Annotated in this window: 14 protein-coding genes and 1 pseudogene; 7 read left to right on the forward strand and 8 right to left on the reverse strand. The window is 71.6% G+C overall.

Annotated features, from left to right (window positions below):
- Nucleotides 1-115 precede the first annotated feature (115 nt).
- The 4 genes from ACWDEN_RS14090 to ACWDEN_RS14105 all read right to left on the reverse strand — a co-directional run bounded on the left by ACWDEN_RS14090 (nucleotide 116) and on the right by ACWDEN_RS14105 (nucleotide 4,124).
- Nucleotides 116-769: a Tat pathway signal sequence domain protein gene (locus ACWDEN_RS14090; protein WP_351612061.1), complete on the reverse strand. Its 654-nt coding sequence runs from the start codon at nucleotides 767-769 to the stop codon at nucleotides 116-118.
- A complete protein-coding gene (locus ACWDEN_RS14095; RefSeq protein ID WP_450859068.1) occupies nucleotides 766-993 on the reverse strand; it encodes a hypothetical protein in 228 nt (75 codons plus the stop codon). Before ACWDEN_RS14095 ends, ACWDEN_RS14090 begins: the two co-directional genes overlap by 4 nt.
- A gap of 279 nt (nucleotides 994-1,272) precedes the next feature.
- The gene (locus ACWDEN_RS14100) at nucleotides 1,273-1,764 is read right to left on the reverse strand and encodes a hotdog fold thioesterase (protein ID WP_351612066.1); all 492 of its coding nucleotides are present in this window, start codon (nucleotides 1,762-1,764) and stop codon (nucleotides 1,273-1,275) included.
- Between the two features lie 47 nt (nucleotides 1,765-1,811).
- Nucleotides 1,812-4,124, reverse strand: coding sequence for an FdhF/YdeP family oxidoreductase (locus tag ACWDEN_RS14105; RefSeq protein ID WP_351612068.1), 2,313 nt, complete (start codon nucleotides 4,122-4,124; stop codon nucleotides 1,812-1,814).
- Nucleotides 4,125-4,304: 180 nt separating this feature from the next.
- On the opposite strand from ACWDEN_RS14105, the gene polA reads away from it, so the two are divergent.
- Nucleotides 4,305-7,031 (forward strand): DNA polymerase I, encoded by a 2,727-nt coding sequence (gene polA, locus ACWDEN_RS14110; RefSeq protein WP_450859071.1) that lies wholly within the window; start codon nucleotides 4,305-4,307, stop codon nucleotides 7,029-7,031.
- Nucleotides 7,032-7,231: 200 nt separating this feature from the next.
- On the opposite strand, the gene ACWDEN_RS14115 is transcribed toward polA, so the two are convergent.
- Nucleotides 7,232-7,384, reverse strand: coding sequence for a hypothetical protein (locus ACWDEN_RS14115; RefSeq protein WP_351612072.1), 153 nt, complete (start codon nucleotides 7,382-7,384; stop codon nucleotides 7,232-7,234).
- 158 nt (nucleotides 7,385-7,542) lie between these two features.
- A pseudogene (locus ACWDEN_RS14120) lies at nucleotides 7,543-8,475 on the reverse strand (DUF4184 family protein).
- 340 nt (nucleotides 8,476-8,815) lie between these two features.
- Here ACWDEN_RS14120 and ACWDEN_RS14125 point away from each other — a divergent pair.
- The 3 genes from ACWDEN_RS14125 (at nucleotide 8,816) to ACWDEN_RS14135 (ending at nucleotide 11,852) form a co-directional block, all read left to right on the forward strand.
- Complete coding sequence (locus tag ACWDEN_RS14125) at nucleotides 8,816-10,537, forward strand: lytic murein transglycosylase (RefSeq protein WP_450859073.1); 1,722 nt, start codon at nucleotides 8,816-8,818, stop codon at nucleotides 10,535-10,537.
- Nucleotides 10,538-10,696: 159 nt separating this feature from the next.
- Nucleotides 10,697-10,831, forward strand: coding sequence for an SPW_0924 family protein (locus tag ACWDEN_RS14130; protein ID WP_107440881.1), 135 nt, complete (start codon nucleotides 10,697-10,699; stop codon nucleotides 10,829-10,831).
- 28 nt (nucleotides 10,832-10,859) lie between these two features.
- Complete coding sequence (locus ACWDEN_RS14135; RefSeq protein ID WP_450859075.1) at nucleotides 10,860-11,852, forward strand: DUF3068 domain-containing protein; 993 nt, start codon at nucleotides 10,860-10,862, stop codon at nucleotides 11,850-11,852.
- Here ACWDEN_RS14135 and hrpB read toward each other — a convergent pair.
- On the reverse strand, nucleotides 11,842-14,364 hold the full coding sequence (gene hrpB, locus ACWDEN_RS14140) for an ATP-dependent helicase HrpB (protein ID WP_450859077.1): 2,523 nt from the start codon (nucleotides 14,362-14,364) through the stop codon (nucleotides 11,842-11,844). The two genes, ACWDEN_RS14135 and hrpB, sit on opposite strands and share 11 nt — an antisense overlap.
- A gap of 112 nt (nucleotides 14,365-14,476) precedes the next feature.
- On the reverse strand, nucleotides 14,477-15,313 hold the full coding sequence (locus ACWDEN_RS14145; RefSeq protein ID WP_450859128.1) for a class I SAM-dependent methyltransferase: 837 nt from the start codon (nucleotides 15,311-15,313) through the stop codon (nucleotides 14,477-14,479).
- A gap of 365 nt (nucleotides 15,314-15,678) precedes the next feature.
- On the opposite strand from ACWDEN_RS14145, the gene rpsA reads away from it, so the two are divergent.
- The 3 genes from rpsA (at nucleotide 15,679) to coaE (ending at nucleotide 18,969) form a co-directional block, all read left to right on the forward strand.
- Nucleotides 15,679-17,172 carry a 30S ribosomal protein S1 gene (gene rpsA / locus ACWDEN_RS14150; protein ID WP_055707059.1) on the forward strand — a complete coding sequence of 498 codons (1,494 nt, stop codon included), beginning with the start codon at nucleotides 15,679-15,681 and terminating at the stop codon, nucleotides 17,170-17,172.
- A gap of 201 nt (nucleotides 17,173-17,373) precedes the next feature.
- A complete protein-coding gene (locus ACWDEN_RS14155; RefSeq protein WP_351612081.1) occupies nucleotides 17,374-18,312 on the forward strand; it encodes a PAC2 family protein in 939 nt (312 codons plus the stop codon).
- A 45-nt stretch (nucleotides 18,313-18,357) separates the two neighbouring features.
- Nucleotides 18,358-18,969, forward strand: coding sequence for a dephospho-CoA kinase (coaE, locus tag ACWDEN_RS14160; RefSeq protein WP_450859079.1), 612 nt, complete (start codon nucleotides 18,358-18,360; stop codon nucleotides 18,967-18,969).
- Nucleotides 18,970-18,990 lie beyond the last annotated feature (21 nt).

The raw sequence follows: 18,990 nt of genomic DNA on the forward strand, positions 1-18,990 counted from the left end.
GTGACGCTCTTGTTATGACACGACGTAATGCAGAGCGGTACGCCGTGGGGGATAGAGCGGAATTAAGGCCGATTCGCTCTGTCCGCAATGTGAGAACCCGCTGGATCCACCATGATCAATTCAGGTGTCTCGAGGGTTTTGGTAATGACGTGGCACTGTTGCTGCAGGCGACTTCGAGGGCATGGGAGAGGTGTTGCGCGTAGCGCGGACCGAGGATGTAGCTCTGAATCTGCATTGCGCGCGTATTACGCAGAGTTACATCCAGGAAAGGCAGTCCGGCGTCCATAGGTACTTTTCCGCATTGCGTCACGTGCATGGTTATCGTGATCTTGCGGTCCGAACCTGCCTTTGTCCGGAACGGCGTTCGCGGGTCCGTCACCAGCGAGAGTCCCGCGTACGGCTGGGTCACCCGGGTCACCGTGACCGGCGGCCCCGACTCCACGCTCAGTAGCACAGCGAAGCTGAAACTGCGGGGCAGGGCGCCCGCCGGAGTCGTCCGGCCGCCCACATACTCCACCACCACCGCCTGGGCGGGGTAGGGAGCCGGGGGCGGTGGCGGCTTCTGAGGCCGGGTGGCGTAGAGATAACCGCCGCCGGTCAGGAGGGCGGCCGCCGCAGTGAACGCAAGGACGGCACGCCGGTGGCGGCCGTAACGGGCCGCCAGGACCGAGCGAATCCGGCCTGGGAGGCCTGGAGTTGGGGCTGCCGGCTGCCGAGCGTCCCACGCATGTGTGCCCTCGCCGGGCTCCACGGGACCGATGCCGCTCATTGCCAGGGGCTTTCGGTCGGAGCGCCATGGCGATAGCGCTCGACGCAGGCCGCGCGCGCCTGACGGCCGATCAACTCCTCTGCGGACGAATCGCCTTGTCGCCCCCTCACGGCGCGCGCGGCTTTCACGACGTCCCGCAGGATCTCGTACTCCCCGCTGGACAAACCCATCGACTGGTAGTCGCCGTAGGTGCTGCCGTCGAGCACCTTGCGGGACCAGTGCACGACGAGGCGGGTGCACAGGTCCGCGGCAGAGGTCTTCGCAGGAGAGGGGGAGGAACTCTCCGAGGGGGAGGAGCGGGCAGCCGTTCCGGGGGCGGCGGGCCGGTCGCACGCCGCCGTCCACACAAGTGCCGACAGCGCCGGCCCGAGCACCAGGAACCTCACCCCCGGCCGGGGGTCCCCTCGCCGTCCCATGAGCAGAAACTAAGGGGAGGGGCGGCGGGGGGCAACGGTCCGGTGCCGGCTGTTCGGCCGGCGGGGCAGTGGTGTGGTGCCGGCCGGTCAGTCCGCCGTGGGCGGTACCTGCGCCGCGTCGCCCGGCCGGGCGTCCCGCAGCAGACAGGTCAGCCGGGCGCTGCACACACGGCGGCCCTGCTCGTCGCTGATGACGATCTCGTACGTCGCCGTCGAACGGCCCCGGTGCACCGGCGTGGCCACACCGGTGACCAGGCCCGAGCGGACCCCGCGGTGGTGCGTGCAGTTCAGGTCCACGCCGACGGCGATCTTCGAGCTGCCGCCGTGCAGCATGGAGCCGACCGAGCCGAGCGTCTCCGCCAGCACCGCCGAGGCACCGCCGTGCAGCAGGCCGTACGGCTGGGTGTTGCCCTCCACCGGCATGGTCCCGACGACCTTCTCCGCCGAGGCCTCCAGGATCTGCACACCCATCCGCGTGCCGAGATGCCCGGCCGAGAACAGGGCGGGCAGGTCGACGCCGAGCGCCGCGTACTCGTCGATGACCTGCTGCGGGAATCTCACCTGCTGCTGCTCGCCCATGGGCCCAGCTCCTTCGTCGTACATCTGTCGGTCGACTGAGCAAACGCTCAGTCGGTCGCCGATTGTTCCAGACGGCCCTCCGCCTGCCCGGTGTGACCTTCGAGACGTACGACCACGGACTTGCTGGCCGGGGTGTTGCTGGTGTCGGCGGTCGCGTCGAGCGGGACCAGGACGTTCGTCTCCGGGTAGTACGCCGCCGCGCATCCCCGGGTCGTCGGGTAGTGCACGACCCGGAAACCGGGCGCCCGCCGCTCCACGCCGTCCTTCCACTCGCTCACCAGGTCGACGTACGACCCCTCGGTGAACCCGAGCGCCCGCGCGTCCTCGGGGTTCACCAGCACCACCCGGCGGCCGCCCGTGATGCCCCGGTAGCGGTCGTCCAGGCCGTAGATCGTGGTGTTGTACTGGTCGTGCGAGCGCAGGGTCTGCAACAGCAGCCGGCCCTCGGGCAGTTCGGGGTACTCCACGGGCGCCGCCGTGAAGTTCGCCTTGCCGGTGGCGGTCGGGAAACGGCGCTCGTCGCGCGGGGCGTGCGGCAGCGCGAAGCCGCCCGGGCGGGCCACGCGCGCGTTGAAGTCCGCGAAACCGGGGACCACGCGCGCGATGCGGTCACGGATCGTGGCGTAGTCCTTCTCGAACTCCTCCCACGGCACGACGCTGCTCTCCCCGAGCACACGGCGCGCGAGGCCGCAGACGATCGCGGGCTCCGACTTCAGCCGCGGGCTCGCCGGCGCCAGCCGCCCGCGCGAGGCGTGCACCATGCCCATCGAGTCCTCGACGGTCACGAACTGCTCGCCGCTCGCCTGCAGATCCCGCTCGGTGCGGCCCAGCGTGGGCAGGATCAGCGCCCGCGCGCCCGTGACCACGTGCGAGCGGTTGAGCTTGGTCGACACGTGCACCGTCAGTCGCGCCCGTCGCATCGCGGCCTCGGTGACCTCGGTGTCGGGGGAGGCGGAGACGAAGTTGCCGCCCATGGCGAAGAACACCTTCGCCTCGCCGTCGCGCAGCGCCTGGATGGCCCGTACGACGTCGAAGCCGTGCTCGCGCGGTGGCGCGAACCCGAACTCCTTCTCCAGCGCGTCCAGGAAGGCCGGGGCGGGCCGCTCGAAGATGCCCATGGTGCGGTCGCCCTGTACGTTGCTGTGCCCGCGCACCGGGCACACGCCCGCGCCCGGCCGGCCGATGTTGCCGCGCAGCAGCAGGAAGTTGACGACCTCGCGGATGGTCGGGACGGCGTGCTTGTGCTGGGTGAGGCCCATGGCCCAGCAGACGATGGTGCGCTTCGAGGCGAGCGCCATGCCGAGGGCCTGCTCGATCTCCGCGCGCGTGAGGCCCGTCGCCTTCAGGGTCTCGTCCCAGTCGGCGGCACGGGCGGCCGCGGCGAACTCCTCGAATCCATGGGTGTGTTCGCGGACGAACTCCTCGTCGACCGCGCCGTCCGTCTCGAGGATCAGCTTGTTGAGGAGGCGGAAGAGGGCCTGGTCGCCGCCGATGCGGATCTGCAGGAACAGATCGGTGAGGGCGGCGCCCTTCAGCAGGCCCTGCGGGGTCTGCGGGTTCTTGAACCGCTCGAGGCCCGCCTCGGGCAGCGGATTGACGCTGATGATCCTCGCGCCGTTCGCCTTGGCCTTCTCCAGGGCGGAGAGCATGCGGGGATGGTTCGTCCCCGGGTTCTGTCCCGCGACGATGATCAGGTCGGCCTTGTGGAGGTCCTCCAGCAGGACGCTGCCCTTGCCGATGCCGATGGTCTCGTTGAGTGCCGAGCCGGAGGACTCGTGGCACATGTTGGAGCAGTCCGGCAGGTTGTTCGTGCCCAGCTCGCGGGCGAACAGCTGGTACAGGAACGCGGCCTCGTTGCTGGTGCGGCCCGAGGTGTAGAAGACCGCCTCGTCGGGGGAGGACAGGGCGGCGATCTCCTCGGCGACGATGCCGAAGGCGCGCTCCCAGCCGACCGGCTCGTAGTGCGTGCCGCCCTCGGGGAGGTACATGGGGTGCGTGAGCCGGCCCTGCTGGCCCAGCCAGTACCCGCTCCTCGTCGCCAGGTCGGCCACCGAGTGCGCGGCGAAGAACTCCGGGGTGACCCGGCGCAGGGTGGCCTCCTCGGCCACCGCCTTCGCGCCGTTCTCGCAGAACTCCGCCTTGTGCCGGTGGTCCGGCTCCGGCCAGGCGCAGCCCGGGCAGTCGAAACCGTCCTTCTGGTTCACCCGCAGCAACGTCAGCGCCGTGCGCCGCACGCCCATCTGCTGCTGGGCGATGCGCAGCGTGTGCCCGATGGCGGGCAGTCCCGCCGCCGCGTGTTTCGGCTCCGCGACCTGCGGCGCGTCCTGAACCGGATCACCCTTGGGTGGCTTGGTCGCCATCGCGCGGTCCCCTTCGGCTGCGTGTGGGAAGTACGGTGCCGATCCTCCCACGGGGCACCGACAACCGTGCCCGGAGGGCATACGGGAACACCGGCACTCTCGGTGACCGAGGGCAACCCTGCGCAGCCCGCCATCCGGTCCCGGACCGGAGTGTCAGTGGGGCGTGGCAGGATCGGGGACGTGGCAGAGACAGCATCGAACAAGACCGACAAGATCCCCGGCGGCCCCCGTCCCCGGCTGATGCTCATGGACGGGCACTCGCTGGCCTACCGCGCGTTCTTCGCGCTGCCCGCGGAGAACTTCACGACCGCGACCGGCCAGCCGACGAACGCGATCTACGGCTTCGCGTCGATGCTGGCCAACACCCTGCGTGACGAGGCGCCCACGCACTTCGCGGTGGCCTTCGACGTCTCGCGCAGGACCTGGCGCTCCGAGCGGTTCACCGAGTACAAGGCGAACCGCTCCAAGACCCCGGACGAGTTCAAGGGGCAGGTCGAGCTGATCGGCGAGCTCCTCGACGCGATGCACGCCCCCCGCTTCGCCGTGGAGGGGTACGAGGCGGACGACGTCATCGCCACCCTCGCCACCCAGGCCGAGGCCGCGGGCTTCGAGGTGCTGATCGTCACCGGCGACCGCGACTCCTTCCAGCTGGTCACCGACAACATCACCGTGCTCTACCCGACGAAGGGCGTCTCGGAGCTGACCCGGTTCACCCCGGAGAAGGTTTTCGAGAAGTACGGATTGACGCCCGCCCAGTACCCGGACTTCGCGGCCCTGCGCGGCGACCCGTCCGACAACCTCCCCGGCATCCCCGGCGTCGGCGAGAAGACCGCGGCGAAGTGGATCAACCAGTTCGGCTCGTTCGCGGAGCTGGTCGAGCGCGTCGACGAGGTCAAGGGCAAGGCCGGGCAGAACCTCCGCGACCACCTGGAGTCGGTCAAGCTCAACCGCGTCCTCACGGAGCTGGAGCGCGAGGTCGAGCTGCCCAGGGCGGTCGCCGACCTGGAGCGGGCCGCGTACGACCGCAAGGCCGTCACGATGGTCCTGGACACCCTGGAGATCCGCAACCCGTCCCTGCGCGAGCGTCTCTTCGCCGTCGACCCCGGCGCCGAGGAGGCCGAGACCACGCCGATCACCACCGACGGCGTGGAGATGGACGGCAAGATCCTGCGCACCGGCGAGCTGGCCCCCTGGCTCACCGAACACGGCACCGAGACCCTGGGCATCGCCACCGTCGACACCTGGGCGCTGGGCACCGGCTCGGTCGCCGAGGTCGCCCTGGCCGCCGCCGGGGGAGCGGCCGCCTGGTTCGACCCGGCCGAGCTGGACGAGGCCGACGAGAACGCGTTCGCGGCCTGGCTGGCCGACGCCGGCCGCCCCAAGGTGTTCCACAACGCCAAGGGCGCCATGCGCGTCTTCGCCGAGCACGGCTGGTCCGTCGAGGGCGTGTCCATGGACACCGCGCTCGCCGCCTACCTCGTCAAGCCGGGCCGCCGCTCCTTCGACCTGGACGCGCTCTCCCTGGAGTACCTGCACCGCGAGCTGACGCCCGCCGCCGCGGCCGACGGCCAGCTGGCCTTCGGCGCCGACGACGGTGCCGAGGCCGAGGCCCTGATGATCCAGGCCCGCGCCGTCCTCGACCTCGGTACGGCCTTCGAGACCCGCCTGGAGGAGGTCGGCGCGGCCGACCTCCTGCGCGACATGGAGCTGCCCACCTCCGCCCTGCTCGCTCGCATGGAGCGCCACGGCATCGCGGCCGACCGCGCGCACCTCGAGGCCATGGAGCAGACCTTCGCGGGCGCCGTGCAGCAGGCCGTGAAGGAGGCGCACGCGGCCGCCGGCCACGAGTTCAACCTGGGCTCGCCCAAGCAGCTGCAGGAGGTCCTCTTCGGTGAGCTGGCCCTGCCGAAGACGAAGAAGACCAAGACCGGCTACACCACGGACGCCGACGCCCTGGCCTGGCTCGCCACCCAGACCGACAACGAACTGCCGGTGATCATGCTCCGCCACCGCGAGCAGGCGAAGCTGCGGGTCACGGTCGAGGGCCTGATCAAGACCGTCGCCGGCGACGGCCGTATCCACACCACCTTCAACCAGACGGTCGCCGCGACCGGGCGCCTGTCCTCCACGGACCCGAACCTGCAGAACATCCCGGTCCGCACGGACGAGGGCCGCGCGATCCGCCGCGGCTTCGTGGTCGGCGAGGGCTTCGAGTCCCTGATGACCGCCGACTACAGCCAGATCGAGCTGCGGGTGATGGCCCACCTCTCCGAGGACGAGGGCCTGATCCGGGCGTTCACCTCCGGAGAGGACCTGCACACCACGGCCGCCTCCCAGGTGTTCGGCGTGGAGCCCGCCGCGGTGGACGCGGAGATGCGCCGCAAGATCAAGGCGATGTCGTACGGCCTGGCCTACGGCCTCTCCGCCTTCGGCCTGTCCCAGCAGCTGAACATCGAGGCGGCGGAGGCCCGCGCCCTGATGGACGCCTACTTCGAGCGCTTCGGCGGAGTCCGCGACTACCTTCGCCGCGCGGTCGACGAGGCACGTGCGACCGGCTACACGGCGACCCTCTTCGGCCGCCGCCGCTACCTCCCCGACCTCAACAGCGACAACCGCCAGCGCCGCGAGGCGGCCGAGCGCATGGCCCTCAACGCGCCCATCCAGGGCACGGCCGCCGACATCGTCAAGATCGCCATGCTCAAGGTGGACAGCGCCCTGCGGGCAGCGGACCTGAAGTCCCGCATGCTCCTGCAGGTTCACGACGAAATCGTCCTGGAGATCGCCCCCGGCGAGCGGTCGGCCGCCGAGCAGATCGTCCGCCAGGAAATGTCCGACGCCGTCCACCTCCGGGCCCCCCTGGACGTCTCGGTCGGCGTCGGCCCGGACTGGGAGTCGGCAGCGCACTAGCCTGCGGCGCCTGTGCGGAGGGGGGCGTTGCCACCGGCCTCGCTGCAACACCCCCTCCGCTGCACAGGCAGGGCACCGAACCCACCGCACACCGGCAATTCGGCCGACCCCCCGGAGGGACCCGTCACTCACGTGGCCCCCGCCAAAACGCCCCGCACCCCCCGCAGCCGCAAAACTGCGGGCATGGGTATACGCATGCTTCACCGCCGGACGCCCGAGGCATACATCCGGGCCTGGGCGGACACCGCCTCGGCGCAGGCCATGCCCGCCTCGCCGGTCCCGGCCCTCGCGGCCGACGCAAGCACCGCCCGCATCCCCGCCGAGCTGACCGCGACCGTCCGCAGGGCCGCCACGCACCTCCGGCACAGACTCGCCGGCCTGACCGCCCCCGTGGACCGCGCCCCCGACTGGCGCCAGTGGGCCGACCTCGCCCGCGGCTACCTCGCCCTCGCGCTCACCGCGATCCCGAGACCGCGCCCCCGGCGCACCCTCACCGTCTTCGTCGCGTCCCTCACCGACCGACCGGCCGCCCCCGGCCCGCACCGACCACCCCACCGGGACCACCGGGAACAGCGGGACCACCGGGATCACCGGGATCAGCGGGAGCAGCAGGATCGGCGAGACCGCCGAAGCCGTCGCGAACCGGGCCCCGACGCCACACCCTGACCCCGACGGCGTACAGCAGCGCTCCCGCCGCCGGCCCGGCGCCCACCCCGAAGCACAGGGCCGGTACCCGTTCCCACGGCCGCTCCGGTGCCCCATGAGCACCTGCCGACGCGCCGCCCGCTGCACCGCCCCGGCCACCGCACAGCGCCGGGCACCGCGCCGGCCCACCACCGGTCCCGTACGGACGGCAGGGGCACCCCCACCGGCACCCCGCCCGGCGCACGCCGCAGCGCACGCCCGGCGAACGCCGCGATCACGACAGCGCCCAGCACGGACGAGCCGTACTGCAGCCACGAGAACAGCGGCATGCCCACCACCCGGTCCCGCCCGATGGCCGGAACCAGCCGGTCCCCCACCGCCCTTGATGCGTGAACGCGTCCCACACCACATGGGTCAGCGCACCCGGCGCCGCGGAGACGTACCACCGCACCACCGTGACCACACGGGCACGCGCGCGTGGCGCACCGCACCGCAGCGCAGCAGCACGGCCGGCCGCCCCTCTCGCCCCGGGGCAGCAGTGCGAGCAACGGCTCGCGGACGAGCAGCCACAGCCCCACCAGCGCCCACGAGATGAGCACGTCGACCGTGAAGACCCCGGCGAACGCGTGCGTGACCGCGCCGAATTCCAAGCCACCCGGCAGGACATTCGCCGCGTAGAAGGGCATGTCGGGCGCGAAGGAGCCCGCGACGAGCAGGCAGGCACCAGTCGGCCGCGGCCGGTGCCGTCCCGGCGGAGCGCGGGCAGCACGGCCGCCGCATGGCTGGCCGTGAACGGCAACAGAGCCTCCCGGAAAGGTCGTCGGCCGTGGCGCCGAGCCCCTGATCACGTCCGTCCCGTATCCGCCGATCGGCCCGTCCCGCATGCGGACCGCCTTGCGCGGTCGTACGCGACAACGAGAGTTGGCCAATGGGTGAAATACGGGCGTGAAGCGGTCCCGGCGCCAAGCAAGTTGTCGTAGGGTCACCTGCGGCGTGACCTGCCGGGCGCGGGGTCGAACACGCGTCGCGCGGATGGCAGCACGCCACAGGGGCAACCGAAACACCGGGTCAACCGTCACACCAGGGCGAGACAGGCAGACGGAGACGGACGCACGGAGTCCACAGGAGGGGTTCACTCGATGGCGGCGCATTTCGGAAGGCGGCTGCGCAAGGGGGCGGCGACCACCGCCGTGGCCGCGGCAGCGGTCGCGGCCCTGTCCGCGTCCCAGGCTCCGGGAATGCCCGGCGAGGACCGCGGCAGACCGGCGACGGCCGGCGCCTCCGCCCCCGTGCCTCCCGTGACCTCCGACGGCAACGCCACCGGCAACTCGCCGTACTACACGGACCTGCCGCCGCTCAACAGCCCCAACCCCAGCCCCTCACCGAGCGCCACCGGCACCCCCGTCGCCCAGGGCGATGCCGAGGCCGGCATCCCCGCGACGGTCCTCGACGCCTACAAGAAGGCCGAGGCCGAACTGCGTTCCGCCAAGCCCGGCTGCAACCTGCCCTGGCAGCTGCTCGCCGCGATCGGCAAGGTCGAGTCGGGCCAGGCCGACGGCGGCCGGGTCGACGCGAACGGCACCACGATCGGCCGGATCCTGGGCCCGGCGCTCGACGGCAACGGCTTCGCGCTCATCAAGGACACCGACCACGGCGTCTACGACGGCAACACCGAGTACGACCAGGCCGTCGGCCCCATGCAGTTCATCCCGTCGACCTGGGCCTGGGCCGGCCGCGACGGCAACGGCGACGGCAAGAAGGACCCCAACAACGTCTACGACGCCGCCCTCGCCGCGGGCCACTACCTGTGCCGCAACGGCTGGGACCTCTCGCGCGAGGACGACCTGCACAGCGCGATCCTCAGCTACAACGGCTCGCAGGACTACCTGAACACCGTCCTGTCGTGGCTGGAGTACTACCGCAAGGGCACCCACTCCGTGCCCGACGGCACCGGCGGTGTGCCCACCCACCGCAGCGACGACGGCACCCCGCGCGCCAAGTCCCCGAAGCACTCGAAGGCGCCGAGGACCAAGCCGGACCCGAAGCCCAGCACGCCCGGCGGCGGGCACGGCAGCCCCAGCCCGACGCCTCCGAAGCCGCCCGTTCCGCCGACGCCCCCGCAGACCCCCACCGACACCGTGGACCACCTGCAGGACGCGGCCACCGCCAAGCTCACCGCGATGGCCGGCCACGCCTTCACCGACCAGATCGGCACCCGGGCCGAGACCAAGGCCGGAAAGGCCATCGCCAAGGTCAGGATCCGGTTCACCATCACCGGGGACACCGACGCCACCTTCGCCGACGGCGAGACCGTGGCCACGGTCGCCACCGATGCCAAGGGCGTCGCCCTCGCACCGGCGCTCCAGGCGGGCGAGAAGACCGGCGACTTCAAGATCATGGCCACCGTCGTGGGCCGCACGGTCACGGGCCTCGGCTACACGGCCACCGTCACCGAGCGCGCCGCCGACACCCTGGCGCGCACCAGCGACACCCCGCTGACCTGCACCCCGGGCGGCGAGTTCGCCGACCAGGTCCAGGTGAAGGCGACGTACAAGGGCGCCGTCGCGGACAAGGTCGCGGCCACCGCCACCCTGATCAAGTCCGACACCGACGCCACCGAGAACGACAAGGGCCCGTACTTCAAGGACGCCGACGGCAAGCCCGTACGCACGCTCACCGGCCTGCAGACGGATGCCAAGGGCCTGCTGACGCTGCCGAAGCTGTACGCGGACGACACCACCGGCACCTTCCTGCTCCGCATCACCACCACCGGCGGTGCGACGCTCACTGTCGAGCTGAAGGTCGCCGCCGCCGACTCCTCGGCGAGCCCGTCCCCGTCCCCGAGCCCGTCCGCCTCCTGACACACGCGAACCGGCAGGGCGCCCTCTCCGCACCGCGGGGAGGGCGTCCTCGGTCGTCCGTGCACCGCTGTTCTCATCTCACCCGCCCGTTGCTACGGTGCCCAACCTGACGATCCATCAGAAAGCCGTCAGGACACGACCGTCCGCCGGGAGGCCCGTATGCGCGCCCTGATCGCCGCCGCGACCGGTCTCGCCCTCGCGCTCGTCCTGGTCCTGGCGATGACCGCCATGGGCACGCCGACGGGCCGTACATCCCCCAAGCCGCTGCTGACGACGGTGCCCTCGCATCCGTAGCCGCGCCCGTCCGGGAGGGAGGCCTTCCATGCGCCGCAAGGCAAGCCTGGTCCTGCTCGCCTGCGCCGTCTTCTGCGCGGCGCTCGCCCCGCTGCTGCGCTGGTACGCCTTCCCGCGCCTGGCGAGGATCCCCGCGAACCAGTACCAGGACATGGTTCTCGAGGCCAGGAACGCCACCCTCCTCGACTACGGCACGATGCGCGCGAAGCAGGTCTCCAAGGTCACCATCGTGCAGACCCTCAAGGGCGACGTGGACGCCGCGAAGAGGATCGAGGGGACCGCGGGCCGGCCGGTCGTGGTCTGGGACAGCCTCTCCTACGTCCAGGGCCCCGACGGCAAGATGGTCTCCAAGGTCCCGGAGCGCTACATCTTCGACGCCCACAGCCAGGACCCCGTGCACGCCACCGGCGAGATGGTCGACGGCGACCCCGTCACCCGCCAGGGCATCGAGTTCAAGTGGCCCTTCCTGACACAGAAACGCGACTACGAGTACTTCGACGCGCAGACCCGCGCCACCAACCCCATCCACTACAAGGGCATCCGGACCTTCCGCGGCCTGAAGGTCTACTACTTCGAACAGACCATCCCCTGGACCAAGGTCCCCCTGCCGAAGACCATGCCGGTCCAGGGCATCACCCCGGAATCGGTCGCCAAGACCGGCACCACGCGCTGGTACAGCACGGTCCGCAGATTCTGGGTCGAACCCGTCACCGGGGCGCCCGTCTACGGCGAGGAACTCCACAAGGAGGAACTGCGCGGCGGCACCCTGCTCGGCGGCCGGGACCGGGTCACCGCCTTCGCCGGGGACGTGAAGATGCGCGAGGACTACATCGAGCACACGGTCGCCCTGGTCAAGCACAACCGCACCCTGGTGCTGATGCTCACCTCGTACGTCCCCTGGGGCTCCCTGACCGCGGGAGTCCTGCTGCTCGCCCTCTCCCTGTGGCTGGAGGCCCGCGCCCGCCGCCCCCGGGACGCGGCGCCCGCGGAGCCCGCCGAACCCGAACCGGTCAGCGCCTGAGCCGCGCGTTGGTGTGCCGTGTGGGCTCGGCGGCCGCCGGGTCCTCGGGCCACGGATGCTTCGGATACCGCCCGCGCAACTCCGCCCGTACGCCCTGGTAGCCGCCCTTCCAGAAGGAGGCGAGGTCGGCCGTGACGGCGGCGGGCCGCCCGGCGGGGGAGAGCAGATGCACGAGCAGCGGCACGCCCGCGACGGCCGGCGTCTCGCGCAGCCCGAACATCTCCTGCAGCTTCACCGCGAGCACCGGCCGCTCCGGATCCCGGTAGTCGATCCGGATTCTGGACCCACTCGGTACGGTGATCCGCTCCGGGGCCAGCTCGTCCAGCCGGGCGGCCTCCCCGGTCGCCCAGGGCAGCAGCCGTGCGAGCGCCTGCCCGGCGTCGATCCGGCCGAGATCGGCCCGCCGCCGGGCCCGGCTCAGCTCCGGCTCCAGCCAGTCGTCCACGCGCGCGTGCAGCGCGTCGTCGGACACGTCCGGCCACGGCTCACCGAGATGCGTCCGAAGGAACGCCAGCCGTTGCCGCAGCACCTCGGCCTCCGGCGACCAGCGCAACACCCCGAGCCCCTCCTGCCGGAGCCCTTCGAGCAGGGCCGCGCGTACGAACGCGGGCGCAGCGTCCTTCAGCGGCTGTACGGCCAGCTCGATGGCGCCCAGCCGTTCGACGTGCCGGGCCACGACATCCCCGCCGGCCCAGCGCACCTCGTCCCGCTCGTCGAGCAGCGCCCCCGCTGCGGCCCGCGCCACGTCCTCGGTCACGGCGGCCCCGAGCAGCACGCGCGCGTGGCCCGTACCGGAGGGCCGATCGGCGACGGCGACGACGATCCAGGGCGCACCCCGCAGTCCCGACCCCTCCTGCAGCTCGGCCCGGGTACCGGAGGCCATGAGGTACGACCCGCCGTCGAGCCTGGCGACACGCTCGGGAAAGGCGAGCGCGGCGACGAGCCCGGTGAGCTGGTCGTCACCGGTGCCCGGTCCGACCTGGACGGCGCCTTCCGGCCGACGGCGTCGGTCGGGCACGTGGGACTCCTGTGAGACGGCCCGCAGCCGCCGTACCTCCGCAGCCCACCGCGCAGCGTAGGCGTCACCACCACGCCGGGCACGCCGCAACGCGCCCGCAAGATCATCCCCGTAGTCCCGCGGCACCTCTTCGGAGAGCAGAGCGACGACCTCGGCGCCCCCGCCAGACGTGTCCAGCAACGCCCGCCCCAACCGAGGGTGCACCCCCAGCCGAGCCAGCCGCTCACCGACCGGCGTGGCCCGGCCGACGGAGTCCACCGCCCCCACCGCCGTCAACGCGGAGCGCGCCGCCGCCATCGCCCCACCCGGCGGAGGATCGAGCAACGCCATCCCGGAGGCGTCCGGATCGCCCCAGCAGGCCGCCTGCAAGGCGAACGCGGTCAGGTCGGCCACCTTGATCTCCGGCGCCGGAAACGCCGGCAGACGCCCGTCCTCGGCCTCGGACCAGCATCGGTACACCGCCCCCGGCGCCTCCCGCCCGGCCCGCCCCGCCCGCTGCCGCCCGGCCGCCCGCGACGCCCGTATGGTCGTCAGCCCGCTCAGCCCGCGCGCGTGGTCCACCCGGGGCTCACGCGCGAGCCCGGAATCCACCACCACGCGCACCCCGGGCACCGTCAGCGAGGACTCCGCCACCGAGGTCGCCAGCACCACCCGGCGCCGTCCCGCGGGAGACAGCACCGCGTCCTGCACGGCGGCCGACGCCCGCCCGTGCACCTGGAGCACGTCGACGTCGCCGAGCGCGCCTAGCTGCCCCGCCACGCGCGCGATCTCGCCCACACCGGGCAGGAAGCACAGCACGTCCCCGTCCCGCTCGGCCAGCGCCCGCCGCACCGTCGACGCCACATGAGCCAGCAGCGCCGGATCGACCCGCATCCCGTGCGGCGGCCGTACCGGACGCGCCGGAGGCGCCCACACCACCTCCACCGGGTGCGCGACGCCCTCCGCCCCGACCACGGGCGCCCCGCCCAGCAGCCGCGCCCAGCCCTCGGCGTCGGTCGTCGCCGACGCGGCCACCAGCCGCAGCTCCGGCCGCAGCGCCTGCCGTACGTCCCACAGGAACGCGGCCGCCGTGTCGGCATCCAGATGCCGTTCGTGGCACTCGTCGAGGACGACGACGTCGACGCCCGGCAGCTCCTGGTTCCGTTGCAGCCGCTGCAGCAGCACACCGGTCGTCACGACCTCCACGCGCGTGTGCCGCCCCACGGCCCGTTCGCCGCGCACGGTGAAGCCGATGCTCTCGCCGGGCTTCTCGCCCAGCAGCCACGCCATGCGCCGGGCCGCCGCCCGCGCCGCGATCCGGCGCGGTTCGGCCACCACGATCCGCCGCGCGGGCCCGCCCCCGGCCAGCCCCGCCAGCACGAGCGGCACCAGCGTCGTCTTGCCGGTGCCGGGCGGCGCCACGAGCACGGCGGTGCCGCCGTCCTCCAGGGCCTCGGTCAGGGCGGGCAGGGCCGAGCGCACGGGCAGCGCGTCCAGGGCGTCGTAACGGATCACGCCCCCAGTGTCGTACGACGGCGAGACCGGCCCTCACGCGCGCACACGCAAACGCCCGCACACGCGCGTGCCCGCATGTACAGGGGTGGGAGATCTGCACAGAGGCGGGAGGTCAGTCCCGCTCGCACACGAAGATCGCCGTCCCCGGGATCAGACGGCCCCGCAGCGGGGACCAGCCGCCCCACTCCGCGGTGTTCCAGGCCGGCCACTCCGGCTCCACCAGGTCCACCAGGCGGAAGCCGGACGCCACGACGTCCCGGACACGGTCGCCGAGCGTCCTGTGGTGCTCGACGTAGACCGCGCGGCCCTCCTCGTCCTGCTCCACGTAGGGCGTGCGGTCGAAGTAGGAGGACGACACCGACAGGCCCTCGGGGCCCGGCTCGTCCGGGAACGCCCAGCGGATCGGATGCGTCACCGAGAAGACGAACCGGCCACCCGGACGCAGCACCCGGCGCACCTCGCCGAGCACCAGCCGCGGGTCGGCGACGAACGGCAGCGCCCCGTACGCGGAGCAGGCCAGGTCGAAGGCGCCGTCCGCGAAGGGCAGCGCCCCGGCGTCCGCACAGACCAGCGGAAACGATCCACCGATCCGCAGGGCGTGCTGGAGCTGGCGGTGCGAGAGGTCCAGCGCCACGGGGCGGGCCCCCTGGGCGGCCAGCCAGCGCGCGCACTGTGCCGCGCCCGCGCCGATCTCCAGGATTATCTTGCCCTTCAGCTCCTCCGGCGGGCCGAGCAGCTCGGCCTCCACCTCGTCCAGGCCCTCCGGACCCCACACGAAGCGGTCGTCGCCGAGGAACGTGCCGTGCTCGACCTGGTACTCGTCCGCGTTGCGGTCCCACCAGCCCCGGTTCGCCCGTGTGCTCTCCGCGACACCGGCGTCACGGCGTGTCGCCTCGGGCTCGTACGCCTCGGATCCCTCGGGCTCGTACGCTTTCGGCTCTTGGATGATCGGCTCCCTCGTCGTACTCTTCCGTCCAACCCGCCAGGGTCCGACACGGAGGCGGTCCCGCAGGCCTGCGCGGCCTCAAAGGACGTTTCTTCTGCCGGTTATGCGGCGATCTGCCACGGGTGTGCGCCTTCGCGCATTGACCATGCCCGGCTGCCCCCGTATGCTACAAGTTGCGCTGCGGGCCTGCGCTCCTCAGACGTAGCAGGCTGCGCTCGCATCTGTTGTATGTCCCCTCGGTTGTCGAGGCGCCATCACCAGTATCTGGTGGGGCGCTTCCTTGGCTGTCCGGCTTCTGCAGAGCGAAACGGGCTCCCGGCGTAAGCAGTACCTACGACTTCAATGTCCGTACCGGAGCCCTTTCCCACATGACGAGCAGCACCGAGACCACCGCCACCACCCCGCAGGTAGCGGTCAACGACATCGGTAACGAGGAAGCCTTCCTCGCCGCGATCGACGAGACGATCAAGTACTTCAACGACGGCGACATCGTCGACGGCGTCATCGTGAAGGTCGACCGGGACGAGGTCCTGCTCGACATCGGTTACAAGACCGAAGGTGTCATCCCGAGCCGCGAGCTCTCGATCAAGCACGACGTCGACCCGAACGAGGTCGTGGCCGTCGGCGACGAGATCGAGGCCCTGGTCCTCCAGAAGGAGGACAAGGAAGGCCGCCTGATCCTCTCGAAGAAGCGCGCCCAGTACGAGCGTGCCTGGGGCACCATCGAGAAGATCAAGGAAGAGGACGGCATCGTCACCGGTACCGTCATCGAGGTCGTCAAGGGTGGTCTCATCCTCGACATCGGCCTCCGTGGCTTCCTCCCGGCCTCCCTGGTCGAGATGCGCCGTGTCCGCGACCTTCAGCCGTACGTCGGCAAGGAGCTCGAGGCCAAGATCATCGAGCTGGACAAGAACCGCAACAACGTGGTCCTGTCCCGCCGCGCCTGGCTCGAGCAGACCCAGTCCGAGGTCCGCCAGACGTTCCTCACGACCCTCCAGAAGGGTCAGGTCCGCTCCGGTGTCGTCTCCTCGATCGTCAACTTCGGTGCCTTCGTGGACCTGGGTGGCGTCGACGGTCTGGTCCACGTCTCCGAGCTGTCCTGGAAGCACATCGACCACCCGTCCGAGGTCGTCGAGGTCGGCCAGGAGGTCACCGTCGAGGTTCTCGACGTCGACATGGACCGCGAGCGCGTCTCCCTGTCGCTGAAGGCGACCCAGGAAGACCCGTGGCAGCAGTTCGCCCGCACCCACCAGATCGGCCAGGTCGTGCCCGGCAAGGTCACGAAGCTGGTGCCGTTCGGTGCGTTCGTCCGCGTGGACGAGGGCATCGAGGGTCTGGTCCACATCTCCGAGCTGGCCGAGCGCCACGTGGAGATCCCGGAGCAGGTCGTCCAGGTCAACGACGAGATCTTCGTCAAGGTCATCGACATCGACCTCGAGCGTCGCCGCATCAGCCTCTCGCTGAAGCAGGCCAACGAGTCCTTCGGTGCCCACCCGGAGGAGGTCGAGTTCGACCCGACCCTGTACGGCATGGCCGCGTCCTACGACGACCAGGGCAACTACATCTACCCCGAGGGCTTCGACCCGGAGACCAACGACTGGCTGCCGGGCTACGAGAAGCAGCGCGAGGAGTGGGAGCGCCAGTACGCCGAGGCGCAGGCCCGCTTCGAGCAGCACCAGCAGCAGGTCATCAAGTCCCGCGAGGCCGACGCTGCCGCTGCCGCCGAGGGTGGCGGCGAGGCTGCCGCTCCGGCCGCGACCGGCGGTTCGTACTCCTCCGAGGGCGCCGACACCTCCGGTGCGCTGGCCTCGGACGAGGCGCTCGCCGCCCTGCGCGAGAAGCTGGCCGGCGGCCAGAGCTGAACACCGGCCGCTGGGCTTAGCCGATAGCCGGTCCTGAGGGGCCGCACCTTTCGAGGTGCGGCCCCTCAGGCGTGTTCGGGGGAAACCGGATGACGGTGCGTCAAGGCGGCCGGAGCGACAGCCCTGATCAGTGGCCGGTTGCGGGAATGCCCGCGTTCCAGGGCGCGTTGTCCATGAGGAACACGAGGAGGAGCGGTCACAGTGCTTGATCCGCAGGGTTTGTACGCATGGGAGCCGAAGGGCCTCGCCGTTGTCGACATGGCGCTCGCCCAGGAGTCGGCCGGCCTTGTCATGCTCTACCACTTCGACGGATACATCGACGCGGGCGAGACCGGGGACCAGATCGTCGACCGGCTGCTCGACTCACTGCCCCACCAGCTCGTCGCCCGTTTCGACCACGACCGGCTCGTGGACTACCGGGCCCGCCGTCCCCTGCTGACCTTCAAGCGGGACCGCTGGACCGACTACGAGGTCCCGGCCATCGAGGTCCGCCTCGTCCAGGACACCACGGGCGCCCCCTTCCTGCTGCTCTCCGGGCCCGAGCCGGACGTGGAGTGGGAGCGGTTCGCGGCGGCCGTGCGGCAGATCGTGGAGCGGCTCGGCGTCCGCCTCTCCGTGAACTTCCACGGCATCCCCATGGGCGTCCCGCACACCCGGCCGGTGGGTCTCACCCCGCACGGCAACCGCACCGACCTCGTCCCGGGCCACCGCAGCCCCTTCGAGGAGGCCCAGGTGCCCGGCAGCGCCGAGTCGCTCGTGGAGTACCGCCTGATGGAGGCCGGGCACGACGTCCTGGGCGTCGCCGCGCACGTCCCGCACTACATCGCCCGCTCGGGGTACCCGGATGCCGCCCTGACCGTCCTGGAGGCCATCACGGCCGCCACCGGGCTGGTCCTCCCGGGCATCGCGCACTCACTGCGCACGGACGCGTACCGCACCCAGACGGAGATCGACCGGCAGATCCAGGAGGGCGACGAGGAACTCACCGCGCTCGTCCAGGGTCTGGAGCACCAGTACGACGCCGCAGCGGGCGCCGAGACCCGGGGCAACATGCTCGCCGAGCCCGTGGACATCCCGTCGGCCGACGAGATCGGGCGCGAGTTCGAGCGGTTCCTGGCGGAGCGCGAAGGCGACAACTGACCTCCGCCGGTCCCGTTGTCAGTGGCAGAGCCTAAGCTGGCGCTCATGCTGAAAGTGGGCCTGACCGGTGGGATCGGCGCCGGCAAGAGCGAGGTGTCGCGGCTGCTCGTGGAGCACGGCGCCGTGCTGATCGACGCGGACCGCATCGCGCGCGAGGTCGTGGCGCCGGGCACCCCCGGTCTCGCCGCCGTGGTCGAGGCCTTCGGCGAGGACGTCCTCACCGCGGACGGCAGCCTGGACCGGCCCAGGCTGGGCTCGATCGTCTTCGCCGACCCCGACAGACTCGCCGTCCTCAACTCGATCGTGCACCCCCTGGTGGGCGTCCACTCCCGCGAGCTGGAGGAGGCCGCGGCCGCCGACGCCGTGGTGGTCCACGACGTGCCCCTCCTCACCGAGAACGGCCTGGCGCCGCTGTACGACCTCGTGATCGTCGTGGACGCGAGCCCCGAGACCCAGCTCGACCGGCTGGTCCGGCTGCGCGGGATGACCGAGGAGGACGCACGCGCGCGTATGGCCGCGCAGGCGACCCGCGAGCAGCGCAGACAGATCGCGGACATCGTGATCGACAACGACGTGCCGCTGGAGGCGCTGCACAAGCGTGTCGCCGAGGTGTGGGAGGAGCTCGTACGGCGCGCTCGCGAGAGCACCGCGGAGTAACGCGGAGTAGCGTGGGCATGG

It is taken from the genome of Streptomyces sp. NPDC001153 (assembly GCF_053598315.1).